The organism is Paenibacillus dauci (genome assembly GCF_000971985.1).
Classification (GTDB): domain Bacteria; phylum Bacillota; class Bacilli; order Paenibacillales; family Paenibacillaceae; genus Saccharibacillus; species Saccharibacillus dauci.
On sequence record NZ_KQ040798.1, the window covers coordinates 353,052 to 368,934 of the forward strand.

At 47.8% G+C, this 15,883-nt stretch carries 12 protein-coding genes; 1 reads left to right on the forward strand and 11 read right to left on the reverse strand.

Going from position 1 to position 15,883, the window contains the following annotated elements; all coding sequences use genetic code 11:
• Window positions 1–82: 82 nt before the first annotated feature.
• The 6 genes from WH46_RS01515 to leuB form a co-directional block, all read right to left on the reverse strand.
• Window positions 83–1,051: an aldolase catalytic domain-containing protein gene (locus WH46_RS01515; RefSeq protein WP_017811365.1), complete on the reverse strand. Its 969-nt coding sequence runs from the start codon at window positions 1,049–1,051 to the stop codon at window positions 83–85.
• Window positions 1,052–1,157: 106 nt separating this feature from the next.
• On the reverse strand, window positions 1,158–2,525 hold the full coding sequence (locus WH46_RS01520) for a DUF4129 domain-containing protein (protein WP_046225455.1): 1,368 nt from the start codon (window positions 2,523–2,525) through the stop codon (window positions 1,158–1,160).
• Between the two features lie 27 nt (window positions 2,526–2,552).
• The gene (locus tag WH46_RS01525) at window positions 2,553–3,659 is read right to left on the reverse strand and encodes a DUF58 domain-containing protein (RefSeq protein WP_046225456.1); all 1,107 of its coding nucleotides are present in this window, start codon (window positions 3,657–3,659) and stop codon (window positions 2,553–2,555) included.
• On the reverse strand, window positions 3,660–4,736 hold the full coding sequence (locus tag WH46_RS01530; RefSeq protein ID WP_052714075.1) for an AAA family ATPase: 1,077 nt from the start codon (window positions 4,734–4,736) through the stop codon (window positions 3,660–3,662).
• A 232-nt stretch (window positions 4,737–4,968) separates the two neighbouring features.
• Entirely contained in the window at window positions 4,969–5,373 is a 405-nt protein-coding gene (locus tag WH46_RS01535) for a hypothetical protein (protein ID WP_017811369.1), read from the reverse strand.
• 290 nt (window positions 5,374–5,663) lie between these two features.
• Window positions 5,664–6,746 carry a 3-isopropylmalate dehydrogenase gene (leuB, locus tag WH46_RS01540; protein ID WP_017811370.1) on the reverse strand — a complete coding sequence of 361 codons (1,083 nt, stop codon included), beginning with the start codon at window positions 6,744–6,746 and terminating at the stop codon, window positions 5,664–5,666.
• Window positions 6,747–7,557: 811 nt separating this feature from the next.
• Between leuB and WH46_RS01550 the strand changes: the two genes are divergently transcribed.
• The gene (locus WH46_RS01550) at window positions 7,558–8,538 is read left to right on the forward strand and encodes an aldo/keto reductase (RefSeq protein WP_017811372.1); all 981 of its coding nucleotides are present in this window, start codon (window positions 7,558–7,560) and stop codon (window positions 8,536–8,538) included.
• Window positions 8,539–8,693: 155 nt separating this feature from the next.
• Here the strand turns inward: WH46_RS01550 and WH46_RS01555 are convergent, their stop codons facing one another.
• From WH46_RS01555 to ilvB, 5 genes are all read right to left on the reverse strand, one after another.
• Window positions 8,694–9,776 (reverse strand): hypothetical protein, encoded by a 1,083-nt coding sequence (locus WH46_RS01555; protein ID WP_052714076.1) that lies wholly within the window; start codon window positions 9,774–9,776, stop codon window positions 8,694–8,696.
• Between the two features lie 454 nt (window positions 9,777–10,230).
• Window positions 10,231–11,775 carry a 2-isopropylmalate synthase gene (locus WH46_RS01560; protein ID WP_046225458.1) on the reverse strand — a complete coding sequence of 515 codons (1,545 nt, stop codon included), beginning with the start codon at window positions 11,773–11,775 and terminating at the stop codon, window positions 10,231–10,233.
• Window positions 11,776–12,105: 330 nt separating this feature from the next.
• The gene (gene ilvC / locus WH46_RS01565) at window positions 12,106–13,098 is read right to left on the reverse strand and encodes a ketol-acid reductoisomerase (protein WP_017811376.1); all 993 of its coding nucleotides are present in this window, start codon (window positions 13,096–13,098) and stop codon (window positions 12,106–12,108) included.
• A 198-nt stretch (window positions 13,099–13,296) separates the two neighbouring features.
• Window positions 13,297–13,791, reverse strand: a complete 495-nt coding sequence (gene ilvN, locus WH46_RS01570; protein WP_017811377.1) for an acetolactate synthase small subunit — start codon at window positions 13,789–13,791, stop codon at window positions 13,297–13,299.
• Window positions 13,788–15,536 carry a biosynthetic-type acetolactate synthase large subunit gene (ilvB, locus tag WH46_RS01575; RefSeq protein ID WP_017811378.1) on the reverse strand — a complete coding sequence of 583 codons (1,749 nt, stop codon included), beginning with the start codon at window positions 15,534–15,536 and terminating at the stop codon, window positions 13,788–13,790. Before ilvB ends, ilvN begins: the two co-directional genes overlap by 4 nt.
• Between the last annotated feature and the right edge of the window lie 347 nt (window positions 15,537–15,883).

A 15,883-nucleotide genomic window follows, 5' to 3' on the forward strand; every position in this document is an offset into this window, starting at 1 on the left:
TTGGGAAAGACCGATTGGACCGGATAAAGAGGATATAAAATCCAATTTCCCACCGGGACCCAGTTGTTATTCAAAGCTGGAATCAACCTTTGGGAGACTTCTCGAAACTCACTTCCGGTGTAGTCAGTTTATCGTAGAAATCTACAGAGTTATCCTTGTCTTCGGAAGCGCGCAGTGCCATTGCAGAGCGTGGATGCTCATCCAGTGTTCCGGTGATCATGTAAGGGATCAGGTAACCCCACTCTTCTTTTTCACGCAGCGGAATCATATGCTTGTCAATCACTTCAAGTACCGGACGAAGCGTGTACTTGGTGTTTTTCAGATGAGTAACGAGCAGTTCAGTCGGGCAGTTACCTGCCGCACGGCCCATTCCGTATACGGAAGCATCCAGCAGTTCCACACCATTATCCGCAGCAATCAGCGTATTGGAGAATGCCAGCTGCATATTGTTATGGGTATGTACACCCAGACGTTTGTTTGGCAGATGTGTCTTGAACTTGTCAACCAGGTAAATGAAATCTTTGTAATCCAGGCTGCCATAGCTATCGACGATATAGACTACATCGACTACGCTTTCTTTGATCAGCTCGAACGCTTCGATCAGTTCATTTTCCATCACATTCGACAGAGCCATAATATTGATCGTTGTCTCATAACCGCGATCGTGGAAGGTCTGAACAAGCTGTAGTGCCTTGTCAACATCCTTGATATAACAAGCTACACGGATCAGATCCAGCATACTCTCATCACGCGGCAGAATATCATCTTCATCCACACGGCCGATATCCACGAGTGCAGACAGTTTGGTGTGACCTTTGTGAGGAATAACGGTACGCAGGAATTCATCATCAAGGAAGCGCCATGGACCTGCGGATTCAGCACCTTTGAGCAGTTTTGGAGAGTTTTTGTAGCCGATCTCCATATAGTCGATGCCTGCTTTATTCAGGTTATTATACAAATCCTGTACAAATTCCACGCTGAAATCCCAGTTATTCACCAGACCTCCATCGCGAATCGTGCAGTCAACAATTTTGCAGTGGTTGAGTTTCATTGTTAATCTCCTTTCAGCCGTTTCATTCTCTCCATGATACTGTACGCGGAATTGAAAAGTAAAGAAAAATTCTCACATGCTTTAACGCATCAATTGAATAAATCAACTATTTTGATTTTTTTTGCTGCTGCTCCCACTGTTCCAGGTCTTCCTCGCTGACTGAATGATTGCCATAGCGAACATCGTTATACCACCCAATCAGACGTTGTATACCAACTCTTCCTGTCTGATCGATATGGTCTGATCGTTCAGGCTGCCGATCCGACTGTTCATAATTTGGTGAATTCGACAGCTTATAGGCAATATCTGCAGGCGTATCGGCAGCCGTGATTGCAATACCTTTTTTCCGGGCGCGGCGTACCAGCTGGCGATAGTGATAACGCACTCGTCCCGGCGCATCGGAAGGTATGGATTCACCATGCCGGTTCCAGCGCAAACGAGATGGATGTGATTTTTCCATTTTCTCCATATGATCGGTATATCCCTTGGGTTCAGTCGAGTCTTCCGATAGGGGACCTCCCCACAGGCTGGTGAGCCAGCGATATAGGCGGGGAGCATATTTACGAATAAGACGATATACCATCCAGCCGATCAAGCCGGCAAATGCAGTGATTGCCAGCAGCATAGCAATCTGGGCGATTTTCTCCAGAATGAACGGATTCATCCCATCGGTATCCGTCTTCGGCAGATCCATAGGCGGCAGCATGGGCGGATTCACTACGTTGGCAGGTTCAGACATTCGTGGCGGTTCATGCGGCGTCAGCATCTGCATCAATCGGTGCCAGAGCCAGCGAAGTGCAGTAGACAGCTGGCTGCTGCCGCCAATAATGGCGATCAATACGACAATAAGCCAGATCCAGCTGCGACTGCGACGAACTACAGCACGCAGCGCTGCCAGCGAGAATCCTTCTTCAAATGCAATACTGTCAATCTGCTGGGAACCCAATCGAAATAAAATCGCAAAAATACTGATGGCGCCAGCAGCATAAATCGATCCACGGATCTCATCCATTCCTTCGTTGCGCCCTGCAGCCAGATAGGCAATCCAGGTAATACCCAGCAAGATTAGCTGCCATTTCAGAGGAAATACCTTCTCCCATTGTCCTGTCGCCAGGGCAATGCCATAGATCATACCAGCCACACCCAGCACCAGAGCCATAACCAGCAGTGCTATACTGCTGGTCTGGATATAAAGCCACCCAAGCGCAAGTCCAGCCAGGACAACATAGAACAGAAGGCCCGTTATCCATTTCCAGCCTGATTCTCTGGCTGTCCCGGCAGTACGCAGTATCGTTCCCAAACCACCCATGGACAGCATAATGAGCAGCCAACCCGCAGCATAACGGGTTCCAAGCCAGTACGCATCCAATAGAATGATCAGCGGATAAATGGCTGCCAGAATAATAAGCATCTGCACCATATTCTTTGAAATAGACTGGCGAACAGGTACTGAAATACGCGACTGCACAGTCATTGTGCTACCTCCCTGTATGATCGCAGATTAACTGACTGCATGCTTTAATTCCTCCACACCCGGAACAGGCAGGATACTGACTCTAGAGCCTGCCTGCTCCAGCTTCTCTACTTCTATTCGCATCGCTTCCGAATAATGCGGAGTGATGATCAGAATATCCAGTTGCTGCCTCTCTTCATCCGCCAGCAAAGAACGCAAAAATTGCGGGAAAGGCTGCCGTACTCTCAGCTGCAGCTCTGCCATGGATTGCAGGATAGCAGTCAGCTGCTCACTGCCATAAGCCGGCCATATCCGGGCATCGGCTTCATTTTCGGAAGGTATAATCGCATTGTGTCCAAATCCAGCCTTCATGCCCCTGCCAATCAAATCGGCTGCAGCTGTTGCCGCGCAGCTAATCGCATACTCGGCTACTGTAGGTTCGGTGACAATGCTCCACATCTGCTCACTCAGTTCAATATTGAGCAGAATCATGACTTCTGGATCAGCGCTGTAACCATGCTGGAATACCTGCAGCTGTCCGGTGCGTGCTGTCGCCCGCCAGTGTACCTGGTTCATTGGATCACCGTTACGATACTCGCGTACCCCGGTAATCAGGAAAGGATCTTCATTAATCCAGCGGCGTGTCTCCACTTCTCCCTGCCAGCTGCGATAAGCTTCCGGCATATGATCGACCGGTACATAGGCAGGATACACCATCATCTGAATACGTACCTGAACCGGACGGCTGACACGTGCCAATCCAAACAGATCACCGGTTGTCATGAGCGCGCTATCCACGCGGAAACTGCCCCGCTGCCGGCAGATCATATGATGCCGCCGTACAATGCGCGTATGGCGTCCCAGACTGAACAAGCTGTTATGATTCTGATATACGGTCCCTTCACTGATGACCGTATCCGTCGTACCCGCAAATTGAAAAGCGATCGGCAGCATCGCTTCCAGACGAAGCCAGGGCAGTGGCAATGCACGCCCATTTTCCAGAATCTCGATCATCTCTACCTCTTCACCGGCATGACAGCGATTACGGGAAAGCTTACGTTCATAATGAACCGGTGTAAGAGAACGTCTGCCAAATACCAGCGACTGGATCACGATCATGACAGCAGAGACCAACATGAGCCAGAACAGTTCCATCTATTTCACACTGCCTTCTATACCCGCCTCTGTCGGTACCGGCTCGGTATCCAGAATAGACTCTATCAGCTGAATCGCCTGCGACGCACCATTCTGATGACGGCTACGGAAGATCAGCCGGTGAGCGAGCACGGGGGACGCCAGTGTACGAATATCATCAGGCAGTACATAATCTCGTCCCTGAATTGCTGCATAAGCCTGTGACGCACGTAGCAGTGCCTGTGTAGCACGCGGACTGGCTCCAAGCGCGGTCTCGGGATGCTGTCTTGTCGCTTCGGCTATACGAACCATATATTCCAGCAGATCCGGATGTACCTGGATTTGTCGGCATATTTGCCGAGTTCGGATGATCTGCTCACGGCTTACTGTAGAGTCGTCCGAACGGGCGGAACCGGCTTCTCTGTGGAGCATGGATGCAGGCTCCCTGTCTGTCGGCTCCTGATATACAGCTGTGTCCGTTTTCCCAGCTGTCTCTGAGACTGCTGTAGAAGATTCCGGCATTTCCAGCGATCGACGCAGAATCTCCACTCCTTCTACAGAGGAAGGATAACCCAGCGACAGCTTGAGCATAAACCGGTCCATCTGTGCTTCCGGTAATGGGAATGTGCCCTGGTTATCAACCGGATTCTGGGTAGCGATGACCATAAAGGGATCTTCCAGCTTCATACTGGTTCCATCGATACTGATCTGCTTTTCCTCCATACATTCCAGCAGACTGGATTGGGTTCGTGGTGTGGCCCGGTTGATCTCATCTGCCAGTACAATATGGGCAAATAAAGGACCTGGACGGAAAATGAATTCGGATTCCTTTTGATTATAAAAATTCCCGCCGGTCAGATCGGACGGCAGCAGATCCGGAGTAAATTGTACACGCTGAAAACGGCATTGCATCGCTGCTGCCAGCGTTTTGGCCAACATCGTTTTGCCGGTACCGGGTACGTCCTCCATCAATACATGACCAGAGGCGAACAAAGCGGTCAGCAGCAGCTCAATTTCATGCTGCTTGCCTACGATTTTTCTGCCGATCTCCGTCTGCAGCTGCCGGGCAATATTCTGTACTTCATTAACAGGTATCATGCAGTCTCTTCCTTTCCATATCTAGCCGTAATATGTGCAATTATATGTATCCAGCTATGGGGCTTTATCCTTTTCCAATGAATAGCGCCCACGATTCTATACAGCAGAGTGAACCGCTGCTCTTCTATCATACAATGATTCTCCGGCAAATGAAAAAGAGCAGCCATGAACAGGCTGCTCTTCGAAGAAATAGATCGTTATGCACATCGATTCGTGTACACGATAATCTCTATTATTTATGCTGAAGACGCGAACGACGCATACTCATCACAGCAAGACGTCTTTTTAGATCACGTTCCCATTTTTCGTCCTTGATTTTCTTGGCTACTGCCAGCAGATCCAGACTCATATCAATCTGTCGCTGTACCATATCTACAGGGTCATCCTCTTCCACATTCACACAATTCTCGAACATGGTGTTATCGTCTTCCATCACATAATCCTGGAAATCGATCTCCGGTGTACCATCATCATGCGCATACTCTGCGAGAATCTCGTACTCATTCTCTACTTTGTAATGCACTTCGATACGCTCACACACCGGGCACACCAGCAAAGGAACATTATGAACCTGGGTTCGAAAATGTTTGAGGGTCCCTTTCGTTCCAATCATACTGCCGCCACAGCAAAAGCTCATTGTAGTTCTCCCTCCAGACATGATTCTATAATCGTAAAAGCGACTTCGCATCAATGTTAAATCCATGTTTGTGAAAGATTATTAACCAGCTTATCTCCATTTTACACCTTTTTCAGGTAAGACAAAACCCCTTTATTCGTAAAATACATCGATAAAGGGGTTAAATTAAGAAGGTGAAAACAGGTACAAATCAGCTTGTTAGCCGTACTTTATCCTGGGCTGTCATAGACAGAAATAACCTGTCTGACAACCTCAAAATTGTTCTACAAAAAGCTTTTGCAGTATCGGAATTATACTTTTTGGATAGCGGCTACGATCAGATCGCCCATTTGCGTAGTAGAGAGCGCTTTGCTCTTGTCCACGGCAATATCAGCTGTACGATGACCTTCGTCCAGCACTTTGGCTACTGCAGACTCAATCGCATCTGCTGCTTCACTATAACCAAATGTAGTACGGAACATCAGTGCCAGGGAGAGAATCGTTGCAATTGGATTCGCCAGTCCCTGCCCGGCGATATCCGGCGCGGAACCATGTACCGGCTCATACAATCCAAAACTTCCTTCGCCCAGTGAAGCAGAAGCCAGCATCCCGATCGAACCAGTCAGCATGGCTGCTTCATCACTCAGAATATCGCCGAACATATTCTCGGTAACAATAACGTCAAAGCTCGATGGACGACGCAGCAACTGCATCGCACAGTTATCTACCAGCACATGCTCCAGTTCTACATCCGGGTATTCCGGTGCAATGCGGTTTACTGTCTCGCGCCACAAACGGGAAGTCTCCAGTACGTTCGCTTTATCAACGGAAGCGAGCTTTTTGCGGCGTCCCTGAGCGATTTCGAATGCCTGTCTGGCAATACGCTCGATTTCGGTGACATTGTATACACAGGTATCCACAGCTTCTTCACCATGTGCTCCCTGTCTTCTCAGCTTGTCTCCAAAATAGATACCGCCGGTCAGCTCGCGTACGACCATCAGGTCTGTACCTTCGAGTACTTCCGGTTTGAGTGTGGAGGCTTCCTTGAGACAGTCAAATACAACCGCCGGACGAAGATTGGAGAACAGTCCTAGCTCCTTGCGAATACCAAGCAAACCTGTCTCGGGGCGCAGCTCTTTGGAGTTGTTATCCCATTTGGGTCCGCCTACCGCGCCAAGCAGTACGGCATCGGCACTTTTGCATATACGCAATGTCTCTTCCGGAAGCGGGGTACCCTTTTCATCAATAGCAATTCCGCCAAACAATGCATGCTCGGTCTCAAAGGAATATCCGAATACTTCTTCGGTTTTTCTCAGTACTTTTTCTGCTTCGGCTACAACTTCCGGTCCGATTCCATCACCAGCGATTACTGCGATTTTTTTGACGTCTGCCATATATATAACTCTCCTTTGGTTAGCGGCTAATCCGCATCTGCATAATAGTTGAATATTCGAACGTTTCGTTTATTACTTATACTCAGTTTTAACATACATGTCAGGTATGCGCCAAGATACACAAACTATGACATTGATAGGTATAACCTATAGAGTAGCTACAGCTTAGAATGATGCTTGATATTAATTGGTATAAGAGAGATTCGCACTATCCTGAACCACAACAATTTTCTACACAGTGTTACGCAAATTGGTATTAGACTATTGTTAGATGCTCATTTAATAATAAATATACACAGCATTATGACATCCATTAGAAAACAAGTTATCACCGTACAGGTGTAAAATGAATTTAAGGAGATGTATAGTGAACAAAAAAACGCAATTTTTCCTTTTTACTGGCTTGTATCTGATCATAGGTTATCAGTTAGTTCCACTCGTATATCTGATTATATCCGGTAATTTCCTGGGCCCTTCATTGGTTGCAAAAACAGTATGTGTTATATCCATCTATTTATTTATATTAAGTTATTTCTACCTGATTCCTTACCGTCTAAACAGATGGAGTCAACTCACTGTGTTACTTCTACTTCTTATATTTACGATATTTTCTTATACATATCCTTTTGTTATTGCTGAAACAATGCCAAATTGACTATTTTTCACTTCCTTATTATTATGCCTGGTATAGTCATAGTCATTTATTCCATATATTGGGTGAAGATATTTGAACTTGCTCTTCAGGAGGAATACACTAATATCGCAACCCTATTCAACCCATCTATCCAAACAACCAAAGGAGTGGACAATAATGGAATATTCATATCTTGGCAAGTCAGGTTTGAAGGTTAGCCAGATCTGTCTGGGCACCATGAATTTTGGACCGGTTACAGATGAGAAAGAATCTTTCCGTATTATGGATGCTGCTCTGGACGCAGGGGTCAATTTTTTTGATACTGCAAATGTATACGGATCCAAAATAGGGCAAGGTGCTACCGAAGAGATTATCGGACGCTGGTTCAAGCAGGGTGGCGGACGACGCGAGAAGGTCGTACTGGCTACCAAAGTATATGGCAAAATGAATGATGAGACCGACGGTCCCAATAACGAAGGCGGCCTGTCAGCCTATAAAATCCGCAGACATCTGGAAGGCTCCCTCAAGCGTCTGCAGACAGATCATGTGGAATTGTACCAGATGCATCATGAAGATTCACGAATCAGCTGGGACGAGCTGTGGGGGGCTTTTGAAGTCGCAGTTCAACAGGGCAAAATCGGCTATGTGGGCTCAAGTAACTTTGCTGCCTGGCATATCGCGATTGCCCAGAAAGAAGCAGAGAAGCGTCACTTCCTCGGACTCGTATCTGAACAGCACAAATACAGCCTGCTTTGTCGCGAGCCCGAGCTTGAAGTACTGCCTGCCTCCAAAGAGTTGGGACTGGGGGTTATCCCATGGAGTCCACTGGATGGCGGATTACTCGGACGCAATGCATTGAAAAAAATCGAAGGTTCCCGCAGCGGCGGAAATGCCGAGCGCGTAGAAAAGCACAAAGAGCAGCTGGAGCAGTTCGCTGCGCTTTGTGAAGAACTCGGTGAGCCGCAGGATGTCGTCGCACTTGCATGGGTACTGGCTAATCCATCTGTGACTGCTCCAATCATCGGACCACGTACATCCGAACAGTTCGAGAGTTCACTGCATATTCTGGATGTGAAATTGGACGAATCCACTATGAAGCGTCTGGACGAGATTTTCCCTGGTCCGGGTGGTGCTGCTCCAAAAGCTTATGCCTGGTAAGCAGATTTGCTGAACATATACAACCAAAAAGCTCCGCTGACGAATACCGTCCAGCGGAGCTTTTTTTATACTCCATCTCCCTGTTTATATCTCTGTCTATTATTCCGATCAACTAAATGATATGACTCAACAAGGAAATCTTTGCAACGAAATGCTTACAGCGTCTCCAGCAAAATGCCGAGCGGTGTTGACGAAGCTCCAGCGATCATCAGGCTAAATGTATATTTACTGTTACCCGGTGGAACGCTGGCTACATAGACCGGGGCTTTTTCCTTGTTGGTACGCATCAGAGGCACACCATATACCGTATCATTCATCCGGACTGCTCCACCGTAACTGCCGCCGCGCGGATTCAGTGAGATCTGAATGGTCTTTTTCTGGGAACCCGGATTATATACCGGCACAGTCACATTGTAGATAACACCGAATTGAGCCCGGTTATCCAGTGGCAGCTCCGGCAGTTCACTCGCTGCTGCAGTAAACAGCTGATCGACTGGCAGAGAACCATCTTTTTTCAGTTTGGCAGCGGTTGGATAGATTGCTCGCGCAGTACCCACGGTATAGACTGGAGTAACCGCATTAGTCTCCGAGAAGGTCCAGTTGCCTCGCGGATGCGCTTGTGGAGCCGGTGGAAGCGGCGCGCTTTTGATCAGGGTCAGATCGTAAGCAGTATCACGAGAAGCCGCTGTACGCACAGTGTACAGCATCTCTCCACTGTCTGTACTTTTCACTGTAAAGTCATAGGTGAATCCCAGCAGCTTGCCCGGTGGAATAATAAACTCTTCGATCAGTCCGGACTGCTGCTGCTTGATCAGCGCAGCATTCGGCGTACGATCATCTGTTGTACCTGCCAGGATTGCCCGGGAAATGCTGCCGCCGATATCGGTAATCCAGTTCACCTCATCGCCGCCAATACGGTATTCACGGGTCACTTCTTCAATACGGAGTGCACCATGATTGGCACGATTCTCTACTGTGATGCCTACTTTGACTGGTGTAGTGAGTACGTTATAATGCCATCCAAATACCCGGTGAGTGATGATACTGCCGCTGCTGCGTACAACGTCATGCCAGAGCGTTCCCTGGCGCACCGGAAATGTAGATTCACTCAATGTCTCCGGATTGTCGCTGACCATCAGTCTGCGAGTACCTCCTCGCGTTGCTGAAGCAATATCATACTGTGTTACGCCGGTTGTATCCACGGCTTCAATCGTCAAATCACGTCCACTGTCTCTCATAATAATTCCTCCCTTTATTTAGTTTGCCCTCAACTCATTAGCTTTATGTCTGTAGAATAACCATCTATTGTTGAGGGTTCATCCATAAAGGTAAAAATAACGGTACTTTTACAACCTTCATTTAATTTTTGTGAATTAGTTTATACGATAAGCTGATTATACATAACAGAAGCGAAATAAATAACGAATAAGATACCACCGATATAACCACACGGTAAGATGTAACGAATAGCATAGCAAGATCTCTTCTGGTCTTAGATACTCCGCTACTCCTTCTGTTCTCCAAAACGATCCAGCCTACAGCAAGCATCAAGCATCTGGACATAGCAAATATCCCCTCCAGGAAATACAGCTTCCTTTTCTGCGACCGAAAATCGCAGAAAGCTGTTCAACCCTGAGGGGACTGAAAAGTACATATACTTTTATTTCAATTCAAAATGGTACAGCATTACGATCAGATCATGCTGATATTGTCACGTCTACCATAAGTCTTGCGCTTTTCTACCAAACGATTCAATGAATCAACATAAGCGCGTGCACTCGCTTCAAGGATATCTGTGCTGACGCCGCGTCCCTGGGCAGTAATGCCTTCCTGGGTTAGCGCGACATGCACTTCACCAAGCGCATCCTTGCCCTGCGTAACTGCTTTGATCGAATAATCAGCCAGGGTTACATCTTCCTGCGAAGCCTTGTCGATCGCATTATAGATAGAGTCTACCGCACCATTACCGCTGGATTCTTCCAGACGTACTTCGCCATCAGCTGTAGTCAGACGCACTTTGGCAACCGGTGCAGATTCACTGTCAAAGGAAACAAACAGAGAATCCAATTGGAAGAATTCCGGTGCATCGGTCATGCGCTCTTCCAGCAGAGCAAACAGATCATCCTCGGTAATTTCTTTCTTTTTGTCCGCCAGAATTTTGAACTTGGTAAATGCGGTATTGATCGCTTCTTCATCCAGTTCAAAGCCCAGCTCAATCAGATGTTCACGGAAAGCATGGCGGCCGGAGTGTTTACCCATTACCAGCTTGCTCTCTTTGAATCCGATGGTCTCCGGTGTCATAATCTCATATGTGGATTTCTCCTTGAGCATGCCATCCTGATGAATACCCGATTCATGCGCAAAAGCATTCGCGCCTACAATCGCTTTGTTCCCTGGTACAACCATACCGGTCAGCTTGCTGACGAGTCGGCTTGTACGGGCAATCTCGGACAGGGTAAACGATGTTTTCGCCTGGTAAAAATCCTGTCTAGTTTCCAGTGCCAGTGCCACTTCTTCCAGTGCCGTATTACCAGCCCGCTCGCCGATACCATTGATGGTACCTTCGATCTGATCTGCACCATTCAGAATCGCTGCCAATGCATTGGCTGTCGCCATCCCCAGGTCATCATGACAATGAGCGCTCAATTGTACTTTTTCTACACCAGGCACGTTTTCTTTGACATATTTAAAAATATTGCCGTACTCATAAGGAGACAGATATCCGACCGTATCCGGCAGATTGACGACGTAAGCGCCTTCTTCGATCGCCATCTTGGTCATCTCAGCGATAAACTCCAGCTCGGTCCGTCCTGCATCTTCCAGTGAGAATTCCACTTTGTCAAAATATTTGCGTGCATAACGGATTGCAGAACGAGCGGTATCCTTAACCTGTTCTTTCTCCATACGCAGTTTGTATTGGCGGTGAATCGGTGAAGTCGCCAGGAACAGATGCAGGCACGGATCTTGCGCCCCCTTCAGCGCCTCGCGTACCGCATCGATATCTTGTTCTCTGGAACGCGACAGACCAATGACGCTCGCATTCTTCACTGCACGTGCCACAGCATTAACCGCTGCCAAATCTCCGGGCGATGCCGCAGGAAAACCGGCTTCAATACGGTCGACACCCAGACGCTCGAGTTGATGCGCAATCTCCACTTTCTCACGGGTATTCAAATTGACCCCAGGCGATTGTTCTCCATCTCTCAGCGTAGTATCGAAAATATAAATTTTACGCATTATCGCACCTCCTTGTTTTTATGGGTAAAAATAATTTCATATTCTGCAAGTAATGAATGTATCCACTCATTACTTCCTAACTGTCTTCCTTTCTACTTCTCACCCTAACCTTAAAAAAGATTTTAAATTGATTTGCGGCAGGCAGGTTGGATACGGGCTCGTGGAGGGAAAAGAATAATTCAAAAGAAGCGAAGCGTTCGCCTTTCAGATCTGATTCTGGCTGCTGAAGCAGTCGTTCAAAAAATCAGATCTGAACAGCGCTCGACCAAACCATCTTTTCCCAGAGTGACCGTATCTCAACCTCACCTCCCCAAATCAAATGTTCAAATCTTATTTTTTAATCCAATGCATCATTTCACGCAATTGTCCGCCTACTACTTCGAGTGGATGCTCGGCTTCATTACGACGCGTTGCTGTCAGGAAAGCACGACCGGATTGATTTTCCAGAATAAAGTCGCGTGCGAATTTACCCTGTTGAATATCAGTCAGTACTTCTTTCATTGCTTTTTTGGTTTCTTCGGTAACGATACGAGGACCAGTTACATAGTCACCATATTCCGCAGTGTTACTGATGGAATCACGCATAGTCGCCAGACCACCTTCATACATCAGGTCAACGATCAATTTCAGTTCATGCAGACATTCAAAGTAAGCCATTTCCGGAGCATAACCAGCTTCTGTCAGTGTCTCGAATCCGGCTTTGACCAGAGCACTTACGCCGCCACACAGAACAGCCTGCTCACCGAACAGATCCGTTTCGGTTTCTTCACGGAAGGATGTCTCGATAACGCCTGCACGTGTACAGCCGATTCCTTTGGCATACGCCAGACCGATTTCTTTGGCATTGCCTGTTGCGTCCTGATGAATAGCGATCAGACCCGGTACACCGAATCCTTCTTCATATGTACGACGAACCATATGACCTGGAGATTTAGGAGCAACCAGCAGTACATCATTACTTTCCGGAGCAACGATCTGACCGAAGTGAACGTTGAAACCATGAGCGAACATCAGTGCAGCTGTTTCTTTCAGGTTAGGTGCGATTTCGCTTTTATATACGCTAGCCTGTGTTTCATCCGGCATCAGAATCTGTACGATATCTGCACGCTTGGTCGCTTCTGCTACAGGCAGTACTTCAAAACCGTCATTTTTGGCTTTGTCAAAGGATTTACCTTCGCGAAGACCGATAACTACAGTCAGACCGCTATCACGCAGGTTCTGTGCATGGGCATGACCCTGGCTTCCGTATCCGATAATTGCGATTGTTTTACCTTTCAATACGTTCAATTCTGCATCATTTTCATAGTAAGTAGTTACTGCCATTTTTCTCTTCCTCCTTTAATGTATGGAACGTCGTTTCGGTACTGCAGTACTGCTGTTACATAATGACAACCCTCTGAAAAGAGCGGGTACTTCAAAGGAACACGACAACCAGCTGTTCGACTGCATAATCGTTATATTGACTATCCCGTTTCAGGGGTGATCCTCTCAAATCCCCGCTCTTTTCAGCGAGAATTGGTTTTATACGTTACCGCGTATCATCGCTGTCGCGCCTGTGCGGGAAAGTTCGCGAATGCCATAAGGCTTGAGCAGTTCGACCATGGCATCAATTTTCTCGGTATCACCAACAACCTGTACAATCAGGCTGTTTGGTCCGATATCCACTACAGCTGCGCGGAAGGTATCAATAACGCCCATAATTTCGGGACGCTCTGCCGGTTCTGCTTTAACCTTGATCAGAGCCAGTTCACGTGCCACCATCGGACGGGAACTCAAATCGATAACCTTGATGACATCGATGATTTTGTATAATTGCTTTTCTACCTGTTCGAGCGTATTCTCATCACCCGTCGTTACGATAACCATCCGGGATAATCCTGCTTCTTCCGATGAACCGACGGTGATACTCTCGATATTGAATCCCCGGCGGCCAAAGAGTCCGGAGACTCTTTGCAGCACACCAGGCTGGTCATTGACTAGTACGGCGATGGTATGTTTCAGCGTTGTCGGTATCATTCTTTATCCCCCATTAACATTTGATCAATGGTGGCTCCCTGTGGAACCATCGGATACACATTTTCATGCTTGTTGACTACGAATTCTACCAGAACAGGACCCGGTGTATCCATCGCTTCCTGCCAGGCTGCAGCAGCTTCCTGCTTGTTCGTTGCCCGCAATCCTTTGACGCCATAAGCTTCAGCCAGTTTGACAAAGTCCGGGCTACCGGAGAGATCAATGTGGCTGTAACGGTTATCATAGATCAGTTCCTGCCACTGTCTGACCATGCCCAGTACCTGGTTATTCATCACGACTACTTTGACAGGGATATTATTGATGGCGCAGATCGCCAGTTCCTGTGCACACATCTGCATGCCGCCATCACCGTTAATCGAGATAACCAGACGTTCCGGGTTCGCCATCTGAGCACCAATCGCAGACGGGAATCCGAATCCCATCGTACCCAGTCCGCCGGATGTCACCCATGAACGCGGTTTGTTAAAACGATAATACTGGGCGGCCCACATCTGATGCTGACCTACATCCGTAGTGACAATAGCTTCGCCGCGTGTTGTATCATTGAGCATTTCCACAACCCACTGCGGTTTGAGTACTTCCTCGGAATCGTCATAACGGAAAGGCTTTTCTTTTTTCCAGCCAGCGATCGTTGTCCGCCATTCATCGGCATAGCTGGAATGACCAGCTTCGATATTGAGCATCTCCAGTACCGTCTTCACATCGCCTACGATGGGAATATCGGTTTTGACATTTTTGCCAATCTCGGCTGGATCAATATCGATATGTGCGATGCGGGCATGCGGTGCAAAACCGTCCAGCTTGCCGGTTACACGATCATCAAATCGTGCTCCAATGCTGATCAGCAGATCCGATTGCTGAATCGCGTTGTTCGCTGCATATGTGCCGTGCATCCCTGGCATACCGATCCACAGATCATGACCGCTTGGGAAACCGCCCAGTCCAAGCAGGGTCGTTGTAATCGGAATCCCCGTAGTCTCGACGAACTTCAGAAGTTCTTCATGACCACCAGAGTAGACCACACCGCCACCTGCCAGAATCAGTGGACGTTTGGCTTCGGCAATTGCTTGATGAAGCTTGTCCAGCTGCAGCTTGTTCGGCATTACTCTTGGATTGTAACCACGCATCATAACCGGTTCGGTATGCGGCTTGAACAGAGACTTGGCTGCCGATACATCCTTGGGAATATCGATCAGCACCGGGCCTTTGCGTCCTGTGTTGGCGATATGGAAAGCTTCATGAATAATTCTAGGCAGATCTTCTACATCGCGAACCAGGTAACTGTGTTTGGTGATAGGCATTGTAATCCCGGTAATGTCCGCTTCCTGGAAAGCATCCGTTCCGATCAGCGTCGTTGCCACATTGCCTGTAATTACAACGAGGGGTACGGAATCCATATAAGCTGTCGCGATTCCAGTCACCAGGTTGGTCGCTCCCGGACCGGATGTTGCGATACAGACGCCGACTTTGCCGCTAGCGCGGGCATATCCATCAGCTGCATGAATCGCTCCCTGCTCGTGCCGTGTTAACAAATGTTTGAAATCATCGAATCCGTGCATGGCATCGTAAATGTAAAGCACCGCTCCACCCGGATATCCGAATACACATTCCACACCTTCCAACAGCAGACTGCGTAGCAGCATTTCCGAACCTGTAATGACTTCAGGCTTCATCCATTTCTCTCGTAATTCATCTGTCGATTGCACATTAGGTATTTGCGCGCTCATCAGTATTCCTCCTCCCAAAATTTACATCAATCTCACATACACAGCATATGCAAAGCCGCTGCATCCCGTTCCGGATGCGTCCCGATCAAAGATCAGGTTGGCAGCTGAGACGAACAAAGTATCAAAAAAAGCCTTTCGTCGCCTCGCACAGAAAAATGTTCTGTAGAGGGACGAAAGGCTATCGCTTCCGTGGTACCACCCATATTCGTGTACAGCCTCACGGCAATGTACACCTCGCCAAGTAACGTGCTTTTGCACCTTACCTGTAGTCTGTAACGTAGACTGTACGATTTTCCCTAATAATCATTGAAATCAATGCCTTTCAGGAAAACAGCTCCGAGGTGAGC

What these genes read in the sequence shown, in the direction of transcription:
- WH46_RS01555 (WP_052714076.1), bottom strand. Translation starts at nt 9,776, where the DNA reads ATGAGAGACAGTGGACGTGATTTGACGATTGAAGCCGTGGATACAACC.
- WH46_RS01550 (WP_017811372.1), top strand. Translation starts at nt 7,558, where the DNA reads ATGGAATATTCATATCTTGGCAAGTCAGGTTTGAAGGTTAGCCAGATC.
- WH46_RS01525 (WP_046225456.1), bottom strand. Translation starts at nt 3,659, where the DNA reads ATGGAACTGTTCTGGCTCATGTTGGTCTCTGCTGTCATGATCGTGATC.
- WH46_RS01515 (WP_017811365.1), bottom strand. Translation starts at nt 1,051, where the DNA reads ATGAAACTCAACCACTGCAAAATTGTTGACTGCACGATTCGCGATGGA.
- WH46_RS01535 (WP_017811369.1), bottom strand. Translation starts at nt 5,373, where the DNA reads ATGAGCTTTTGCTGTGGCGGCAGTATGATTGGAACGAAAGGGACCCTC.
- ilvB (WP_017811378.1), bottom strand. Translation starts at nt 15,536, where the DNA reads ATGAGCGCGCAAATACCTAATGTGCAATCGACAGATGAATTACGAGAG.
- WH46_RS01560 (WP_046225458.1), bottom strand. Translation starts at nt 11,775, where the DNA reads ATGCGTAAAATTTATATTTTCGATACTACGCTGAGAGATGGAGAACAA.
- WH46_RS01520 (WP_046225455.1), bottom strand. Translation starts at nt 2,525, where the DNA reads ATGACTGTGCAGTCGCGTATTTCAGTACCTGTTCGCCAGTCTATTTCA.
- WH46_RS01530 (WP_052714075.1), bottom strand. Translation starts at nt 4,736, where the DNA reads ATGATACCTGTTAATGAAGTACAGAATATTGCCCGGCAGCTGCAGACG.
- ilvN (WP_017811377.1), bottom strand. Translation starts at nt 13,791, where the DNA reads ATGATACCGACAACGCTGAAACATACCATCGCCGTACTAGTCAATGAC.
- leuB (WP_017811370.1), bottom strand. Translation starts at nt 6,746, where the DNA reads ATGGCAGACGTCAAAAAAATCGCAGTAATCGCTGGTGATGGAATCGGA.
- ilvC (WP_017811376.1), bottom strand. Translation starts at nt 13,098, where the DNA reads ATGGCAGTAACTACTTACTATGAAAATGATGCAGAATTGAACGTATTG.